Annotated in this window: 19 protein-coding genes; 11 read left to right on the top strand and 8 right to left on the bottom strand. The window is 62.9% G+C overall.

All coding sequences use genetic code 11. From position 1 onward, the window contains the following. Positions 1 to 22: 22 nt before the first annotated feature. The gene (locus tag ACRRNM_RS09640; RefSeq protein ID WP_435628012.1) at positions 23 to 817 is read right to left on the bottom strand and encodes a PP2C family protein-serine/threonine phosphatase; all 795 of its coding nucleotides are present in this window, start codon (positions 815 to 817) and stop codon (positions 23 to 25) included. 80 nt (positions 818 to 897) lie between these two features. Here ACRRNM_RS09640 and ACRRNM_RS09635 point away from each other — a divergent pair, with 80 nt between their 5' ends. The 7 genes from ACRRNM_RS09635 (at position 898) to ACRRNM_RS09605 (ending at position 8,381) form a co-directional block, all read left to right on the top strand. Continuing rightward, positions 898 to 1,776 carry a YicC/YloC family endoribonuclease gene (locus ACRRNM_RS09635; protein WP_435628011.1) on the top strand — a complete coding sequence of 293 codons (879 nt, stop codon included), beginning with the start codon at positions 898 to 900 and terminating at the stop codon, positions 1,774 to 1,776. Positions 1,777 to 1,926: 150 nt separating this feature from the next. Next, positions 1,927 to 2,544 carry a guanylate kinase gene (gene gmk, locus ACRRNM_RS09630; RefSeq protein ID WP_435628010.1) on the top strand — a complete coding sequence of 206 codons (618 nt, stop codon included), beginning with the start codon at positions 1,927 to 1,929 and terminating at the stop codon, positions 2,542 to 2,544. Positions 2,545 to 2,547: 3 nt separating this feature from the next. Further along, positions 2,548 to 2,754, top strand: coding sequence for a DNA-directed RNA polymerase subunit omega (gene rpoZ / locus ACRRNM_RS09625; protein WP_435628009.1), 207 nt, complete (start codon positions 2,548 to 2,550; stop codon positions 2,752 to 2,754). A gap of 15 nt (positions 2,755 to 2,769) precedes the next feature. Then, positions 2,770 to 4,866 carry a RelA/SpoT family protein gene (locus ACRRNM_RS09620; RefSeq protein WP_435628008.1) on the top strand — a complete coding sequence of 699 codons (2,097 nt, stop codon included), beginning with the start codon at positions 2,770 to 2,772 and terminating at the stop codon, positions 4,864 to 4,866. Between the two features lie 153 nt (positions 4,867 to 5,019). Further along, entirely contained in the window at positions 5,020 to 5,838 is an 819-nt protein-coding gene (locus ACRRNM_RS09615; RefSeq protein ID WP_435628007.1) for a hypothetical protein, read from the top strand. Between the two features lie 217 nt (positions 5,839 to 6,055). Next, positions 6,056 to 6,742: a sensor histidine kinase gene (locus ACRRNM_RS09610; protein WP_435628006.1), complete on the top strand. Its 687-nt coding sequence runs from the start codon at positions 6,056 to 6,058 to the stop codon at positions 6,740 to 6,742. A gap of 16 nt (positions 6,743 to 6,758) precedes the next feature. After that, complete coding sequence (locus ACRRNM_RS09605) at positions 6,759 to 8,381, top strand: tetratricopeptide repeat protein (RefSeq protein ID WP_435628005.1); 1,623 nt, start codon at positions 6,759 to 6,761, stop codon at positions 8,379 to 8,381. A gap of 22 nt (positions 8,382 to 8,403) precedes the next feature. Here ACRRNM_RS09605 and ACRRNM_RS09600 read toward each other — a convergent pair whose 3' ends face one another. Next, on the bottom strand, positions 8,404 to 9,330 hold the full coding sequence (locus ACRRNM_RS09600; protein WP_435628004.1) for an adenylate/guanylate cyclase domain-containing protein: 927 nt from the start codon (positions 9,328 to 9,330) through the stop codon (positions 8,404 to 8,406). 45 nt (positions 9,331 to 9,375) lie between these two features. On the opposite strand from ACRRNM_RS09600, the gene ACRRNM_RS09595 reads away from it, so the two are divergent. After that, complete coding sequence (locus tag ACRRNM_RS09595) at positions 9,376 to 9,537, top strand: hypothetical protein (protein ID WP_435628003.1); 162 nt, start codon at positions 9,376 to 9,378, stop codon at positions 9,535 to 9,537. Here ACRRNM_RS09595 and ACRRNM_RS09590 read toward each other — a convergent pair. Next, positions 9,534 to 10,421 (bottom strand): DMT family transporter, encoded by an 888-nt coding sequence (locus ACRRNM_RS09590; protein ID WP_435628002.1) that lies wholly within the window; start codon positions 10,419 to 10,421, stop codon positions 9,534 to 9,536. The two genes, ACRRNM_RS09595 and ACRRNM_RS09590, sit on opposite strands and share 4 nt — an antisense overlap. Before the next feature lie 292 nt (positions 10,422 to 10,713). Between ACRRNM_RS09590 and ACRRNM_RS09585 the strand changes: the two genes are divergently transcribed. Genes ACRRNM_RS09585 through ACRRNM_RS09575 form a run of 3 tightly spaced genes read left to right on the top strand, consistent with a single transcriptional unit; the run spans position 10,714 to position 12,393 of the window. Beyond that, positions 10,714 to 11,259 (top strand): YaeQ family protein, encoded by a 546-nt coding sequence (locus ACRRNM_RS09585; protein ID WP_435628001.1) that lies wholly within the window; start codon positions 10,714 to 10,716, stop codon positions 11,257 to 11,259. Next, on the top strand, positions 11,259 to 11,636 hold the full coding sequence (locus tag ACRRNM_RS09580) for a YchJ family protein (protein ID WP_435628000.1): 378 nt from the start codon (positions 11,259 to 11,261) through the stop codon (positions 11,634 to 11,636). Before ACRRNM_RS09585 ends, ACRRNM_RS09580 begins: the two co-directional genes overlap by 1 nt. Positions 11,637 to 11,676: 40 nt before the next feature. Continuing rightward, a complete protein-coding gene (locus tag ACRRNM_RS09575) occupies positions 11,677 to 12,393 on the top strand; it encodes a pseudouridine synthase (protein WP_435627999.1) in 717 nt (238 codons plus the stop codon). Between the two features lie 2 nt (positions 12,394 to 12,395). Here the strand turns inward: ACRRNM_RS09575 and ACRRNM_RS09570 are convergent, their stop codons facing one another. From ACRRNM_RS09570 to mnmC, 5 genes are all read right to left on the bottom strand, one after another. Further along, positions 12,396 to 12,866: a hypothetical protein gene (locus ACRRNM_RS09570; protein WP_435627998.1), complete on the bottom strand. Its 471-nt coding sequence runs from the start codon at positions 12,864 to 12,866 to the stop codon at positions 12,396 to 12,398. Between the two features lie 241 nt (positions 12,867 to 13,107). Continuing rightward, positions 13,108 to 13,362: a hypothetical protein gene (locus ACRRNM_RS09565; protein ID WP_435627997.1), complete on the bottom strand. Its 255-nt coding sequence runs from the start codon at positions 13,360 to 13,362 to the stop codon at positions 13,108 to 13,110. Between the two features lie 93 nt (positions 13,363 to 13,455). Continuing rightward, the gene (locus tag ACRRNM_RS09560) at positions 13,456 to 14,907 is read right to left on the bottom strand and encodes an aminoacyl-histidine dipeptidase (RefSeq protein WP_435627996.1); all 1,452 of its coding nucleotides are present in this window, start codon (positions 14,905 to 14,907) and stop codon (positions 13,456 to 13,458) included. A 48-nt stretch (positions 14,908 to 14,955) separates the two neighbouring features. After that, positions 14,956 to 15,315 carry a hypothetical protein gene (locus tag ACRRNM_RS09555; protein WP_435627995.1) on the bottom strand — a complete coding sequence of 120 codons (360 nt, stop codon included), beginning with the start codon at positions 15,313 to 15,315 and terminating at the stop codon, positions 14,956 to 14,958. Positions 15,316 to 15,380: 65 nt separating this feature from the next. Next, entirely contained in the window at positions 15,381 to 17,231 is a 1,851-nt protein-coding gene (gene mnmC / locus ACRRNM_RS09550) for a bifunctional tRNA (5-methylaminomethyl-2-thiouridine)(34)-methyltransferase MnmD/FAD-dependent 5-carboxymethylaminomethyl-2-thiouridine(34) oxidoreductase MnmC (protein WP_435627994.1), read from the bottom strand. Between the last annotated feature and the right edge of the window lie 9 nt (positions 17,232 to 17,240).

Raw genomic sequence — 17,240 nt, 5'->3', positions numbered from 1 at the left:
AAGGGTTAATGGGTTACGAAAGTCAGGCGACTTCCAGGATGTGGCAGACGAGTTGGTCGGTATCGTGGTCGGCTTCGTTTTTTCCCCAGCGTATCGCGATACCGGTGGCGTTGTCGGAATGGCCGTTCTCGCGTTCCAGTGCGCTCGTGATCAGGCTGTCCAGCACCTGTGCGACAGGCTTTGCGGCAAAGGCCACGGCCAGCTCCTCGTCGGTAAACGGCCCCCACAGGCCGTCGCTGCCGAGCAGCAGCGTATCGCCGGATTGCAGCGCTATCGGTTTGCCTTGCTCCATGTAAAACAGGTCTTCGACGCCGCCGAGGCAGTTGGTGATCTGGTTGCGCTGCGGATGGATGCGCGCCTCTTCGGCGGTGACCATGCCCCATTCGAGCCACTGCTGCACCATCGAATGGTCGCGCGTCTTGACCAGCACCGCGCCGTCGCGCAGCAGGTAGAACCGCGAGTCCCCGGCGTGCCCCCAGTACACTTTGCCATCCTGGATCAGCGCAGCCACGCAGGTCGATCCCGGAGAGCCGCCCAGATCCTTGTCGTGCGCAACCTTGAGGATACGCTCGTTGGCGTGGCGCATGGTTTCCAGCACAAACCCGTCGGGGTCGGCAATGCGCGGATGCGCACTCCGGCCGAACGACTCGACGAACGTATCGACAATCAACTCCGCCGCCACCTCACCGTGCAAGTGCCCACCCATGCCGTCCGCCAGCACCAGCAGCAATACTTCGCTGCTGTAGGCATAGGCGGCGCGATCCTGGTTGTATTTGCGGTTGCCGATGTGGCTGGCCTGGTGTATCGAAAACTTCATGGGCAAAGGGGAAATTTGACAGGACGCAATCGTAATATAATGCGCCGCTCCAGCACAGCCCTTTATTCGGGAGCCTTTCCATGATACTCAGTATGACCGGTTACGCCGCCGCCAGCGCGGAGCTCGACAGCGGCTCGCTGACCCTTGAGCTGCGCGCCGTCAACCACCGCTACCTGGACATCCAGTTGCGCATGCCGGACGAGTTGCGCAGCGTCGAGGGCGCGCTGCGCGAGGCGATCACCGCGCAACTGCAGCGCGGCAAGGTGGATTGCCGCATCAACTACGCGGCACGCGGCGCGCAAACCAGCACGGCGCTGAACCGCGACCTGCTGCTGCAGCTTGCCGCGTGGAACCGGGAAGTGCAGAATGCCCTGCCGGATGCGCGCTCCTTGGGCGTGGCGGACGTGCTGCGCTGGAACGGCGTGCTGGAAGCGCCGTCTGCCTCGGCGGACGAGCTGCGCGCCGCGCTGCTCAACCTGCTGCAGGAGGTGCTGCAGGAGTTTTCTGCGTCGCGCGCGCGCGAAGGCGAGAAACTCAAGGACTTCCTGCTGCAGCGCGTGGAAAAGATCGAGGCGCTGCGCAATAGCGTGATGCCGCATGTACCCGCCGCGATCGCCGCCTACGAGCAGAAGCTCACCGCGCGGCTGCGCGAGGCGCTGCAAGGCGCCCCGGCACATGACGCCCTCGACGAGCGCATCCGCCAGGAAATCACCCTGTTCGCGAGCAAGATCGACGTGGACGAGGAGCTGTCGCGGCTTGCCAGCCATCTGGCCGAGATGCGCCGCATCCTCGCGCAGGGCGGCGCGGTGGGCAAACGGCTGGATTTCCTGATGCAGGAACTGAACCGCGAGGCCAACACGCTCGGTTCGAAATCGGTGGATGCGGAAGTGTCGCGCAGCGCGATGGAGATGAAGATCCTCATCGAGCAGATGCGCGAGCAAATTCAAAACCTGGAGTAAAAGCTTCACCACGAAGTGCACGAAGATCACGAAGATTTTTCACAGATGCGATAGGTCGAATGCTTGCCTCAAGATAGCTTCGATTCCCCGAAAATGCATTTCTTCGCACCCTTCGTGCCTTCGCGGTTAAACAAATCATTGAGGTAAACCATGTCCGGAAACCTGTTTGTCATCAGCGCGCCTTCCGGCGCGGGCAAGACCAGCCTGGTGCAGGCCTTGCTCAACATCAATCCGCAGATCGAGCTATCGGTCTCCTACACGACACGCAACCCGCGCCCCGGCGAGCGCGACGGCAAGGATTACCATTTCGTCAGCCGCGAAACCTTCGTCATCATGATGGAACGCGGCGAGTTCCTGGAGAGCGCGGAAGTCTACGGCAACCTGTACGGCACCTCGCAAACCTGGATCGGCCAGGCCATCACCCAGAATCGCGACATCCTGCTGGAGATCGACTGGCAGGGCGCGGCGCAGGTGCGCCGGCTGTTCCCGGAATGCGTCAGCATCTTCATCCTGCCGCCTTCCCTGGATGCGCTGGAGCAGCGCCTCAAGGGGCGCGGCAAGGACAACGACGAAGTGATCGCAAAGCGCATGGCGGCGGTGCGCGAGGATGTCGCCCATGTCGCCGAATTCGATTATGTTATTATCAACGACAATCTGAACGAGGCGCTGCGCGACCTCAACGCGGTGGTGCTTTCCGCCCGACTGAGGGGCGCGAGGCAGCTGGCGCGTCATCAGGCATTGATCAACCAGTTACAGAACCCGGAGTAAATCATGGCACGCATCACCGTCGAAGAATGTCTCACCCAAATCCCGAACCGCTTTGAACTGACGCTGGCAGCCGCCTACCGCGCCCGCCAGCTGGCCAACGGCGCAAGCTACCTGGTCGACGAGAGCAACGACAAGCACACCGTCGTCGCACTGCGCGAAATCAGCGAAGGCAAGGTGGGCAAGGAAATCCTCAACCGCGGCCAGGCATAAAACCCGTGATCCTGCATGACCGATACAGAGCTGCTTATCGGAGAAGTCTCAGCCTACCTTAAACCGGAGGACGTCGACTACGTCCGCGAAGCGCTTGCATTCAGCCAGGCCGCGCACCAGGGGCAGAAGCGCCAGTCCGGCGACCCGTACATCTCCCACCCGATCGCCGTCGCGCGCATCCTCACCACCCTGCACCTGGATGTCCAGGCGATCATCGCCGCATTGCTGCACGACGTGGTGGAAGACACCGAGGTCACCGCGGAGCAGGTCGCCGAAAAATTCGGCAAGCCGGTCGCGGAACTGGTCGACGGCCTCTCCAAGCTGGACCGCATCCAGTTCGAAACCCGCGAGGACGCGGAGGCGGAAAATTTCCGCAAGATGCTGCTGGCAATGGCGCGCGACGTGCGCGTCATCCTCATCAAGCTGGCCGACCGCCTGCACAACATGCGCACGCTGGAATCCATGCCGCACGACAAAAGCGAGCGCATCGCCCGCGAGACCATGGACATCTATGCGCCGATCGCCAACCGTCTCGGCCTGAACGATATTTACCGCGAGTTGCTGGATTTAAGCTTCAAGTACCTGAACCCCAACCGCTACGCGGTGCTGTCCAAGGCGCTCAGGGTGGCGCGAGGCAACCGCCGCGAAGTGGTCGGCAAGATCCTCGAGACGATCCGGCAGCGGCTCGCCGAGTTCAATATCCAGGCCGACGTGACCGGCCGGGAAAAAAACATCTACAGCATCTACAAGAAGATGCAGAGCAAGTCGCTGGCCTTCGCTGAGGTGCTGGACATCTACGGGTTCCGCGTGCTGGTCAACGATTTCGCGTCCTGCTATGTGGCGCTGGGCGCGCTGCACGGCCTGTACAAGCCGATCCCCGGCAAGTTCAAGGATTACATCGCGATCCCCAAGGTCAACGGCTATCAATCGCTGCACACCACACTGTTCGGCCCGTTCGGCACGCCCATCGAAATCCAGATCCGCACCCACGAGATGCACAAGATCGCCGATGCCGGCGTGGCCTCGCACTGGCTGTACAAGAGCGGCCACGTCTCGATCAAGAATCTGCACAAGAAGACCCACCAGTGGCTGCAGGAACTGCTGGAAAGCCTGAGCCAGAGCAGCGACTCGTCGGAATTCCTCGAGCACCTCAAGGTGGACCTGTTCCCCGACGAGGTGTATGTATTCACGCCCAAGGGCAAGATCCTCGCGCTGCCGCGCGGCGCGACCGCGGTGGACTTCGCCTACAGCGTGCATACCGACATCGGCAACCACTGCATCGCCGTCAAGGTCAACCACGAACTGGTGCCGCTGCGCACCGAGCTCCGCAACGGCGACCGCGTGGAAATCATTACCGCGCCGCAGGCCAAACCGAATCCGGCCTGGCTGGGCTATGTGACCACCAGCAAGGCGCGCAGCCATATCCGCCACTTCCTCAAGACCATGCAGTCCGGCGAGTCCGCACAATTCGGCGAGCGCCTGCTCAACCAGGCGCTGCATACACTGGGCGTCAAGCCGCAGGACATCGGCAAGGCAAACTGGAACAAGCTGCTCAAGGATACCGGCGTGAAAACGCGCCAGGAAATCCTCGCCGACATCGGCCTCGGGCGCCGCCTCAACATGGTGGTGGCGCGGCAACTGGCCAGCATCGGCGAGGCACTGCCGGCCGAGGCGGCAGGCGGCACGGCCATCACTATCCAGGGTACCGAGGGCATGGCGGTGCAGTTCGCCAAGTGCTGCCACCCGATCCCGGGCGACCCTATCATCGGCGTGCTCAAGAGCGGTCAGGGCCTCACGGTGCACACGCGCGACTGCCAGTCCCTGCACAAGGGGCGCGGCGGTGAACAATGGCTGGACGTGGTGTGGGGCAAGGATATCCAGCGCCCCTTCGATGTCGGCCTCAAGCTGGTGGTCGCCAACCAGCGCGGCGTGCTGGCGAAGGTGGCCGCTGCGATTGCCGATGCGGAATCCAACATCGAGAATGTCAGCTTCACCAACGAGGGCGAATACACCGCGCTGCACTTCACGCTGGAAGTGAACAACCGCCTGCACCTCGCCAACATCATGCGCAGCCTGCGCAAGATACCGGAAGTCAAACGGATCATCCGCTAGTCTTGTGCAAGGCCGACCCGAAACCCCATTTTGCGCCCCCCCTGCCGAGGCCCGCCTGTGCCGGTTTGACGCCGGGCAACCGGCGCAATATGCTGCGCTACCGCGTTCCGGCCACAGACCGGGCGGGTGGCAACGCGTGACGATGGAGACCCTATGAACCTGAAGTTCTGGAAGAAAAAGACCGGCGCCGGTGAAGAGACGGCGCAGGGCAATCTTGCCGTGAACGCAAAGCCGCGGGAATCGCTCGATTTCGTTGCGGCGGAACAGGGCAGTGCCGGACAGAACCCGGAACCAGCCGGGCACGAATTATCCGGCGCCGATGAAACCAGCCCGGAAACATCCGCCAAACCGGGTCCGGTCGAGCGCATGAAATTGTTGCTCGGCGGCTTGACCAGGCATTTCAAAAGGACTCCGACCTTCCGCGCAGAGGTAGAACCCGAGGCGCCGGAAGACGAATTCCACGAAGGGGAACCGGCGCGCTCCAGGAAACGGCTGATCATCGGCGGCGTGGTTGCCGCAGTGGTTTTATTGCTGATTGGCATCGGGATTGCCCTTTGGCCAAGTGCCGAGCAGCCGCCCCAGAAACAATCGGCCCCCCATGATGTTGCCGCCCCTCCCGACGCCGCCCCTCCCGACGCCGCCACTCCCGACGACGCCACTCCCGACGACGCCACTCCCAGCGCCGCCCAGCCTGCGGCCGCGCCTCAGCCCCCCCCAAACGAAATCGAGGCACTCAGGAAAGAGAACGCCGAATTGCAGGCAAAAATCGAAGAGCTTAAAAAGGGGCAGGCGCAGCAGCGCCCCACTGCTGCGCCTGCCCGGCAAACCGGCGCAAGCACACCCCTGTCCTCCGTCGGCGGCGAAATGGCTGTCGGCAGCAGCGATCCCAAGGCCGCCGCGATGACGCTGAAAGAGGCCATCGATGCGATGAACGCCAGCTCGGGCGATTACCGCAAAAAACCCGCCAAATGAGCCAACTGCGCGGGATTGTTCCTGACCGGCGCAAACGGGTTTAACCAGCGCCCCCTTCACGCTATACTGCCGGCTGATTTTGAACCTGCCGCCCGGTGCCGATCGCCGATCCCCTTGCCGCCACGCAACGCCGAGGGCGATGCACAGGACGGCATCGAGCCGTTCAATTCGCTACCCGACGCTTGGCCAAACAATAAACAACACGGATATTCATATCATGGATCAAACCAAGGAAGCCTCTCCCGACATATCGGCCTTTCTCGCGTCGGCAGTGCACGACATGAAAAACTCCATCGGCGTGCTGGTCAATTTTCTGGAAACCAGCCTCACTGAACTCGGGCCGGGTGCCAAGGAAAAGGCGGCGCCGATGCTCTATGAAGTCAAGCGGGTCAATGACAATTTGATCCAGATGCTGGCAATTTACAAAATCGGCAACCAGTTCTATCCCTTCGACCTGGCGGAAAACTCCATCGATGATTTTGTCCGGGAAATTGTCGAACAAAACAAAACCCTGCTGGATTATTCCGGCATCACCCTTGAGGTGGATTGCGACAAAGGGCTGGACTGGTATTTCGATTATGAACTGATTTCGGGGGTGGTCTCCCATGCCTTGAACAATGCGACGCACTACACCAGGGACAAGCTGAGACTTTCCGTGAAGGATGAGGATGGCGAACTGGTGATGCGCGTCGAAGATAACGGCAGCGGTTACCCGAAAAGCATCCTCGAGGCCGGCGATGCAGTCGGCAGGGGAGTAAATTTCGCCTCCGGCAGCACGGGGCTCGGCTTGTATTTCTCGTCCATGGTGGCCAGACTCCACAAAAACCGCGGCAAGATTGGCGGCGTCTTCCTGGAAAACGGCGGGAAACTCGGCGGAAGCTGTTTTATCCTGCGCCTGCCCTGAGCGACAAGGCGAACTTATGTACATCCCCCAAGATACCACTGCCCTGTTTGCCGGAAAATCCTTCCTGGTCATCGACGACTTCCAGGGCATGCGTGCGCTGCTGCGCGAAATGCTCAAAATATTCGGCAGCAGGAATATCGACACGGTCACCAACGGCAAGGAGGCCATCGCCTTCCTGGAGAAGAACAAGTACGACGTCGTGCTGTGCGACTACAACCTGGGCGGCGGAAAAACCGGCCAGCATGTCCTCGAAGAGGCAAAACATCGCGACCTGATCGGGCTCGCGACGGCCTGGATCATCATCACCGCCGAAAAAACCGCCGACCTGGTTTTTGGCGCTGCCGAATATATGCCGGACGATTACATCATCAAGCCGGTCAACGAGGCCACGATGAAGAGCCGGCTGGAAAAAGTGCTCACCCGCAAAGCAATGCTCATCGATATCGAAAAGGCGGTGCGCGACAAGGATTATGATCGGACCGTCGCCCTTTGCGACAAGGCGCTTGCCTCGAGCAAGACCAATACCACGGAATTGCAGCGCATCAAGACCGGCACGCTGCTGACCATGGGCAGGTATGGGCGTGCCCGGCAGGAATTCGAGCAGATCCTGGCCAAGCGCGACATCCCCTGGGCCAGGACCGGCCTGGGCAAGGCTTACTTCTACAATGGCGATCTGGCGCGGGCGCAGCAATTATTCCGCGAGGTCATCAATGCCAACCCGGCCTACCTCGAGGCGCACGACTGGCTGGCCAAGAGCCACGAAAAGGCCGGTGAGCTGGAAGAGGCGCAGCGCGCGCTGGCGCGCTGCACCGAGCTGTCGCCGAATTCAGTCGTGCGCCAGAGGAGCCTCGGCGAGCTGGCACAGAAGCGCGGCGACCTGGAAACGGCCGAAACGGCTTTCCGGAAAACCATCAAGCTGGGCGAATTTTCCATCCACAAGACCCCCGTTGCCTATTTGGGTCTGGCCAAGATACGCTCGGAAAACGACGACCCCGCCGAGGCGCTGCAGATCCTGAAGGAAATCAACAAGGAATTCAACAGCGCCGAGACCAACCTGCACGCCAAGGTAGTGGAGGGGATGGTCTACAGCAAGTCCGGCGATCTGGCGAGCGCGGGAAGGATATCCAGGGAAGTTGCCGAACTGGCCAAAGCGGATGATGGCCATCTCACCACCGGCATCATGCTTGAGGCCGCCCAGCTATTCCTGGCAACCGGAAACAAGGAAGCTGCCGAAGATATAGCGCAATCCATCGTCAAGAATAACCACGAGAACACCGAGCTGCTCGCGCAGGTCAGCGATCTATACAGCCAGGCCGGCATGTCTGACCAAGGCGAGGAGCTGGTCAAAAAATCCTGCCAGGAGGTCATTGCGATCAACGACCGCGGTGTCGTTCTGGCCAAGGAAGGCAAGCTGGATGAAGCGATCCGCCTGCTCAACGACGCACACGCCATGCTGCCGAACAACAAGCGGGTCATGATCAATCTGGCCAACATGGCCGTGATGTCCATGCGGCAAAACGGCAGGAACAGCGACCTGATGCAGATAGCAGCCGAATGCCTGAAGCAGGTTGCAAAACTCGAACCCCAGGAAAAATGGTGCGAACAATTGCAGCTTGCGCTGGACGCCCTTCCCGGGTGACAGGCCCGTAAGACCTGCGCCCCTATTCCGCCGGCGGGCGCTGCGCGTGGCTGGAAGTCACGGCAAACTCGACCAGTTCGGCTGGATGCTCCGTGTAAGCCTGCCCGAGGCTGATGGAGCCTGATCCCTGCAGAATCATTTCCTCGCGTGCGAGGCGTACCACGTTTCCGTCGCCGAAGCGGACATAGGTGCCGTTGGTGCTCTGGTCCACCACGACAAATTTGCCGAAGCGCAATTCGATGCGGATGTGCTGGCGCGACGCGAAACTGCTCTCCACCACAAGATCGCAGACGTCCCCGCGCCCCAGCACCACGCTGCGCCGCTCCTTGTTGACCTTGAGCGACTGGTCGCGGTAGCGCAGGGTTATCTCATCGATATTTTCCGGTGACTTGCGGAATACGGGAGTGCCGATGCGGGTGCTCAGCATGTCGTCCATCTCCCAGATCACGATGGAAATATCGAAGTGCTCCTGCTTGCCCTTGAATTCGGCGCGCATGATCTGGCGCGTCTTCTCGCGCAGATCGGGCGGCAGCGCATTGACCACGGCCTGGGTCGTCATGATCTGGTCGGCGCGGGTGATCGCGGCAACGCGCGCGGCGACGTTGACGGTATCGCCGAACACATCGCCTGCCTCGCGGATTGCCTCGCCATAGTTGAAGCCGACGCGGATATGCATCGCATGGCCGCCTTCATACTTACCGTTTTTCACCGCGCGCTGCATTGCGCAGGCGGCATGCATGGCGGCTTCGGCGCTGGGGAAGGAGCACATGACTTCATCCCCGATGGTCTTGATCAGCGTGCCGTGATGGGCTGAAATTTCGCCATCCATCGTCGCAATGCACTGCGCAATCAGGCGGCGCGCCAGACTGTCCCCAAGATTATCGTAGAGCGCGGTACTGCCGCAGATATCGGCAAACAGGATCGCAAGTTTTTCTAGCTGCTGAGGCATAACGAACTATCAGAACAGGCATGGGGGAATTCATGTCTGTTTTTCATGAAACCGCCCACGCTTTCCATACAAAACTCAACCAAAATCACCCCCGAGGTTATCGCGGCCGAACCACCGGCACTTTCGGGCTATTCTACTTTTTTTGGTGTGGCTTTTGCCATTATTTTTGCCCCTGCCGCCGATGCGACCGGCAAGGCGCGCCCCTAGCCACGGGCACGCAAATACGCCAGCCATTGCCCGCCCCAGCGATGCAGGCACAGACCCAGGATGATGCTCCCCGTTCCCAGCCACACCTGCGGCAGCACCACCTCGTTGTTCAGCCCATGCCCCAGCAGCAAGGCCAGCACCGGCGTGACCAGCGTGATCAGCGCAATGCGCCCCGTCTCCATATGCTTGATCATGTAGTAATACAGCGCAAACCCAAGCACCGAACCAAACACACCTAGATACAGGGTCGCCGCGAGCGCGCGCTCCGGCCATGCCGCCGGCAGGCTCCCATCGTCCAACCACCATGCGGCGAAGAACAGCGGCAGGGAAACGACCAGGCTGCCCAGCGTCGTTGCCAGCGGCGGGCTGTCGTCGCCGATGCGCTTGATCCACACCAGCCCCAGCGATTGCACCGCCACCGCAGCGAACAGCGCCGCCAGCCCGAGAGCAGCTCCATCGCCCAGCCCCATCCCGCCGCGAAACACCAGCGCCAGGCCGAGCACACCCAGCAGCATGCCAGCCAGCTTGGTCGGCGTAAGCGCCTCCTCCTTCAGCCAGAGCGCCGCCCCCAGGCTGGTGATCAGCGGCGACAGGCCGAACAGCACCGAGATCATGCCCGAGCTGACGTATTGCGCCGACCAGTAAGTCAGCGCCATCGCACCAAACATGCTCAGCCCGCTCGCCGCATAGCTCAGCAGCGCCTTGCGGTGCAACGGAAGACGCACGCGCAGCAGCGCAAGCAGCACCGCACACAGCAAGGCGCCGGCTGCCATGCGCGAGAACACCGCAAAGCTTGGCCCGAAGCCCAGCGCGCTCCACTTGATGGCGAGCGGCGTGGTGGACCAGATCAGGATCACCGAAACAAAGGCTGCGGGCAACGACATATTTCTCCAACATAAAAAACAAAAAGGCCACAGAAACATTCCGTGGCCCTTTGGAAACAACCGAAGCGACTATTGCTTAAACGCTAACTCTCCAGGCCACGAAACGCGAAGCGCCACGCCATGCGCACGGCGGCGGGTGCTCGGACGGGATGGAATGCGGAGAGCGAAATCATGAGGGGATTATCAGGGAGCGTGAGAGGGTGTGTCAAACTTGCTGCATCCAGCGAGATCCGGGATGCCTGGTGCTCCCTGATAGAATGCGCACCTGCACAGTATCCATCCGAACGTATCCATGGCCATCAAATCGACCGTCTTCAAAGCCGCCCTCCAGATCGCCGACATGGACCGGCACTATTACGCCGACCACTCACTTACCCTGGCGCGACACCCTTCGGAAACCGACGAGCGCATGATGGTGCGCCTGCTCGCCTTCGCGCTGTACGCCGATGAAGCGCTGGCTTTCGGCAAGGGTCTGAGCAGCGACGAGGAGCCCGACCTGTGGCGGAAGGACCTCACCGGCGCGATCGAACGCTGGATCGAAGTCGGCCTGCCCGACGAGCGCGCGCTCCGCAAAGCCAGCGGACGCGCCGCGCAAGTCGTGGTCGTCAGCTACGGCCGCGCGGCGAATATCTGGTGGAATGAAAACCGCGCCAAGCTGCAGCGCCTGAACAACCTCACCGTGCTCAACCTGGCCGGCGAAACCACGCTGGCGCTCGCCGCGCTGGCCAGCCGCACCATGCAACTGCAATGCACGATGCAGGAGGGTCATATCATGATGACCAGCGACGCCGGCATGATCGAGATCGAGCCGGTGGTATGGCAGGGCGAGTTCCGCTAATGGCCGCAAAGCCCTGTCCCTGCGGCGCAGCGGACTACGCCGCCTGCTGCGGCCGCTACCACGGCGGCGTGCCCGCGCCGGATGCAGCGGCCCTGATGCGCTCGCGCTACAGCGCCTATGCGCTCAAGCTGGAAGCCTACCTGCTTGCCACCTGGCACCCGAGCACCCGCCCCGCCGCGCTTGACCTCGCGGCGGACGACGCCAGGTGGCTGGGGCTGGAAGTGAAGAAGCACCACGCGGAATCGGCGGACCGCGCCACGGTAGAATTCGTCGCGCGCTACAAGATCGGCGGCCGCGCCCATCGCCTGCACGAGATCAGCAATTTCGTGCGCGAGGAAGGGCAATGGTTCTACGTGGACGGAAAATTTCCGGGCTGACCGATCCCGAACCGCACCCCGATACCGCTACAGTCACGACATGAGCAAACTAACCCTGGACCGCATCCTGCAATCGCAGGGCTTTGGCACCCGCAAGTGGTGCAGCCAGCTGATCGCCGAGGGCGAGGTGAGCATCGCCGGCAAAGTCGTCCGGGACAGCCGCCTCGCCATCGAGACCGATGGCCTCGAATTCACCCTCTATGGCGAGGCGTGGACTTATCGCGAGCATGTCTATATCGCGCTGAACAAGCCGGCCAATTTCGAATGCTCGCGCAAGGCCAGTCACCATCCCGGCGTGCTGACCATCCTGCCGGAGCAATTCACGCGGCGCGACGTGCAACCGGTCGGCCGCCTCGACCACGACACCACCGGTCTGCTGCTGATGTCGGATGACGGGCCGTTCATCCACAAACAGTCCTCGCCCAAACACCATGTGCCCAAGGTCTATGCCGCCATCACGCATGACCCGGTCACACCTGAACTGGTCGCGCAACTGTTGCGTGGCGTGAAGCTGCACGACGAACCTGCGCCGCTGGCGGCGGTGACTTGCCGCATGATCGATGACCACCAGATCGAGATCGTGCTGGAGCAGGGCAAATACCATCAGGTAAAACGCATGCTGGCAGCCGCCGGCAACCACTGCGTCGCGCTGCGCCGTACACAGATCGGCCTGCTGAAACTCGATGAGCTGGGACTGGCCGAGGGCGAATGGTGCTACCTCGATACAGCGCAACTGGCGCTGCTGAAGCCGTACTGATCTTAGAGGCTCGCCAGGCGCATGTAGCTGCGTATCCTGTCGGCGTGATCCAGATCGGCCTCATTCAGGCTCTGGAATAACTTGATGGCTTTCGAGGGATGCTCTGTTTCATGCATGGCATGCTGGAAATGTATTTCCCCCGCCGAGTCTTCCAGCCTGATGGCCAGATCGAATGCATCGGCCCTCGACAGGCGAGGCCTTCCCCAGCGCCCGATGACACCTTCCAGCTCGCCGCTCAGGCTCTTCAAGGTTGCCAGCGAGGTGCCTACCAACTCGGCCGGAAACATCCCCGCCTCCAGGAAATACTGTTTCCCGCTCATGAGCAGGGCCGCATGATTTTTTTCCTCGATGCCCAGCTTCCACCAGAAGCGCGCGTCATCGGGGAACAGATGATGGAAGCCGAGGTAGACCTCGGCCATATTAAGCTCCAGCCGCGTCGCTTCCTCTATCAGTTGCCGCAGATCCTCACTCATAGCCCTGCCTCCGCATTCTGTAAGAAGGATCGCTGTGCAGAACATGCTCACCAAGCGAGGGATGAGCATTTACGTGTTTGCAATCTACTATCCCGCCTCGCACGGGTGAAGTAGGTCGTTTATGTAGAGGACCGCAGGGCAAGAAGGCGTAGGCTGCCAACTCTGGCCAGGCCACACGGATGCTGCCGAAAACAAAACGGGCAAGGCGCAAGCCTTGCCCGTCCGTTAAAAAACCGCCTGCTTACTTGGCAGCGGCAGCGTCCTTCTCGCACTTCTTCATAAAGCTGTTCTTCGCCGCACCGGCCAGCTTCTTCTCGGCAGCGCGAGCTTCGCAGGAAGGCGCGGCGGCGGCATCCTTCTCGCATTTCTTCATGAAGCTGTTCTTGGCTGCGCCGGCCAGCTTCTTCTCGGCAGCCTTGGCCGCGCAATCGTCAGCGGCCAGCGCGCTGTTAGCGGCAAACAGGGCGACAAGGGCAACGATGATGAGTTTTTTCATAAGGTTCTCCTGGGAAAATGATTTGACTATGCTGCACGGCCCGGACAGCAGCACCAGGCCAGTGCGCGCGCATTATATCCGCTGGGGCACTGCCTAGGCCGTAGCCAATTCATGTAGCACCGCCTTGAGCAAAGTCCAGCAGCGCGCGACCGATTCGATCTCCACCCGCTCGCCGGGCGCATGCGCGCCGCGGATGTCGGGGCCGAAGGAGATCATGTCCAGATGCGGATGGCTCGCGGCGAGCAGGCCGCATTCCAGCCCGGCGTGGATCACCTGCAGGCCGGCGGGTTGGCCGAACTGTTTCGTGTAGACCCGCTGGCACAGCGCGAGCAAGCCGGAGGACGGGTTCGGCGTCCAGCCCGGATACGCACCGTCCTTCCAGGCCCGCAGGCCGTAGCCGGCCGCGCGGGAAACCAGCTTGCCGGCCAGCGCATCGGCGCGCGCATCACTCAGCGAACGCACCTTGAACGTCGCCTTGAACGCGCCCTGCTCCAGCGCGCATACGCCGAGGTTGGCCGAGGTGTCGGTTACGCCGGGGAAGTCCTCGCTCATGCGCTCGACCCCGCTCGCGGTGGTGTCTAGGAAAGCGAGCAGGCGCTCCTGCTCCACGCGCAAAATGGCTCTGTCCGGCGGCGCGTCGTCATGCCGGCAGGCGAACGTCACGTTCGCATCCTCCTCCACATAACGCTGCCGCCATGCCTCGTGGCGGTGCCGCACCCACTCGTCGATCGTCGATGCGATCGCTTCGGGCAGCGCGCAGACCGCATAGGCCTCGCGCGGAATCGCGTTGCGTGCCGTACCGCCCTTCATCTCGATCAGGCGCAGGTCGGTGTGCGCGGACAGGTCGCGCAGCGCCTCCGCCAGCAGCTTGATCGCGTTGCCGCGCACGAGATGGATGTCGATGCCGGAGTGGCCGCCGCGCAGCCCGGACACCTCGAAGCGCAGCAGCGCATAGTCCGGCGGCACCTCTTCCCGTGCGCAGTCGTGGCGCACCTCCACGTCCACGCCGCCCGCACAGCCCAGGTAAAAATGCCCCCACTCCTCGGTATCGAGGTTGACCAGCATCTTGCCCTGCAGGGTGCCGGGCGCGAGCCCGCGCGCGCCGTCCATGCCCGATTCCTCGTTGACCGTGAGCAGCACCTCCAGCGGCGGATGGACCAGGCTCGGCTCTTGCAGCGCGGCCAGCGCGAGCGCGACCCCGATGCCGTTGTCCGCGCCCAGCGTGGTGCCCTCAGCCACTACCCAGCCGTCGTGCACCACTGCCTTGATGGCATCGCGCTCGAAGTCGTGCTGCGTGCCGGAATTGGCCTCGCACACCATGTCGAGGTGGCCCTGCAGGATCACGCCGGGCAGCGATTCACAGCCGGGGCTGCCGGGCTTTTTCAGGATCAGGTTGCCCGCACCATCGACGACGGCGGCGATGCTGTGCGCCCGCGCCCACTCGCTCAGGTGTTCGCGCAGCGCCGCTTCGTGATACGAAGGATGCGGGATCGCGCACAGCGCGGCGAAGTGCGCCCAGACCGGGTGCGGTTGTAGGTTCTGCAAGGTAGCTCTCCAGTTGATTATTGCGGTCAAGAATACACGCTGTTTCGATCAGCCCTCTTTGCGGCTGTAGCCCTTGAAGGCCAGAAAGGCTCCCATCACGAAGAGCACCGCCAGCAACACATAGGTGGCGAAATTCTGCCCCGCCTGTTGAGCCTGCGGAGCAAACATGCGGTACAGGCCGATGAGCAGGGCAAACCACCCCGTGAGCGTCACCATTACCGGCCAGCGAGGCCCCCAGTAATTATGCACGCGGATGATGGCCAGGCCCGCGACGAACAATATCGTGCCGTTCAGGTAAGTGATGGGGGCAATGTTGACCGCCCAGATCCGGAGGTTCATCGCCTCGGAGGCGGCGAGTACCATCACGGTAGGGCCGATCAGCGCCGCGAGTTGCTTGGACTTCGTCATTTCATCCCTGATATCTGGCCATAAAAACCATTCGGATATGTTACCCCAACCCCATGGTTTCGGATTCACCCGACCTTTTTGGCGCGCAAATCGGGCGCCAGCGCCGCGAAGATGGGCAGGGGCAGCGGCGGCAACTGGCCGCAGGCCAGCGCCGCAACGATCTCGCCGGCCAGCCCCGCGCTGATGAGACCGCGCGTACCGTGCGCGAGGCTGCAATAGAGCATTGGCTGCACCTCGCCCACGAGCGGCATCGCGAGGGGCGCCGAGCAGCGCATCGCGGCACGGCCTTCCAGTTTTTGGATATCCACCTCGCCGAGCGCCGCGCGCAGGGCCGGCGAATGTGCGGCAAGTTTCGCGAGATTGTCTTCGTGCTCGGCGGCGCGCACCCCGGGCGACTCGTCGCCGAAGGCATGCGTCGCGCCCGCGACATGCATGCCGTCCAGCGCCGGGGCGCAATAGCCGTCGCCGCACACCACCGCATGCAAGGCCCGGCTGGCCGGAGTCGCGGGCAGCAGGCTGACCTGGCCGCGCACCGGTGTGAGCGGAAAATGCGCGAACTGCTCAAAGGCCAATGCCGAGTGCGCGCAGCAGACCACCGCGATGTCGGCCTCGACGGCCCAGTTCGCGCCGCACTCGTCGCGCCCCGCCACGCGCCAGCCCGCATCCGATTTCGTCAGCGCCTCCGCCGCATGGCCGAGGCGCAGTTCGATGCGTTCATCGTCCGCGAGCCTCGCGCAGAGCGCGGACGGCACGACCCAGCCGCCGCCGGGGAACCACAGCCCGCCGTAGGCCATCTCCATCCCCGCGAGCCGCGTCGCCTCGGCGGCCTCGACCGGGCGCAGCAGGTGCGCGGGCCACTCATATTCGGCGAGCTTCGCGATGCGCCTCTCTTCGCTAGGCGAAAACGCAACCTGCAGCAGCCCGCACTCGGCGCGCAGTTCGCCATCCGCCGGCAACACCTCGTCGATGAGCGCGAGCGCATGCCCGTAGGCCGCCTGCACGAAGCGGTGCACCGGATTGCCGCCCGCGCCGAAGCGCGCGTGCAGGATGCCGCGCGGATTGCCCGAGGCCGCGCTTGCGAGCCGCGGCGCACGCTCGACCAGCGTAACCGCGATGCCGCGATGCGCCAGCGCGCGGGCGGCGGCACAGCCCGCGATGCCGCCGCCGATGACGACGACGCTGGCAGGCGTGCTCCGCATGCTCCCCTCTCCCCGCGTGGGGGAGTGAGTGTGCATCTGGCCGCGCAGCATCTCGCGCTTGCGCCCGAAGCCCGGCACCCTCTCCACCGCGAAGCCGGCCTCTTGCAGGCCGCGCCGCACCCAGCCCGCGCTGGTGTAGGTCGCGAGCGTCGCCGCAGGGCGCGAGGCGCGGGCGATGCCCGCCACCACTTCCCCGCTCCACATCTCGGGATTCCTCGCGGGGGAGAACCCGTCAAGGAACCACGCATCCATGACCCCTTCCTGCAGTTGCGTCAGCACTTCAGCGACATCGCCGATCGCAAGCGTGAGCCGCACGCGTCCATTGGCGAAGACCCAGCGGTTCCAGCCCGGCACGTGCCGCCGCCAGCGCGCGAGCAGCGCGTCCGCGAACGGCACGAACTCGGGCCACAGCGCGAGTGCGGCACGCAGCTCATCATCGTCCAGCGGAAATTTCTCGATGCTGAAAAAATCCAGGCTCGCACCCGATGGTGCCACCCGCTCGAACAGTTGCCAGGCGCAGAGAAAATTCAGCCCGGTGCCGAAACCCGTCTCGCCGACGGCGAGGCTCTCGCCCGCAGGCAGCGCCGCGAAGCGCTCCGCGAGCCGGTTGCCCGCGAGGAACACATGGCGCGTCTCCTCGAGCCCGGAATCGGCGGAAAAATACACGTCGCCGAAGCGCGTGGAATAGGGCAGGCCGTCTTGCCAAGCGAGCGTCATGGGTTATTG

Origin of the sequence: Ferrigenium straubiae, from assembly GCF_051257895.1 — a bacterium.
Taxonomy (GTDB): Bacteria; Pseudomonadota; Gammaproteobacteria; order Burkholderiales; family Gallionellaceae; genus Gallionella; species Gallionella straubiae.
This window is presented reverse-complemented; position numbering and strand designations above follow the sequence as displayed.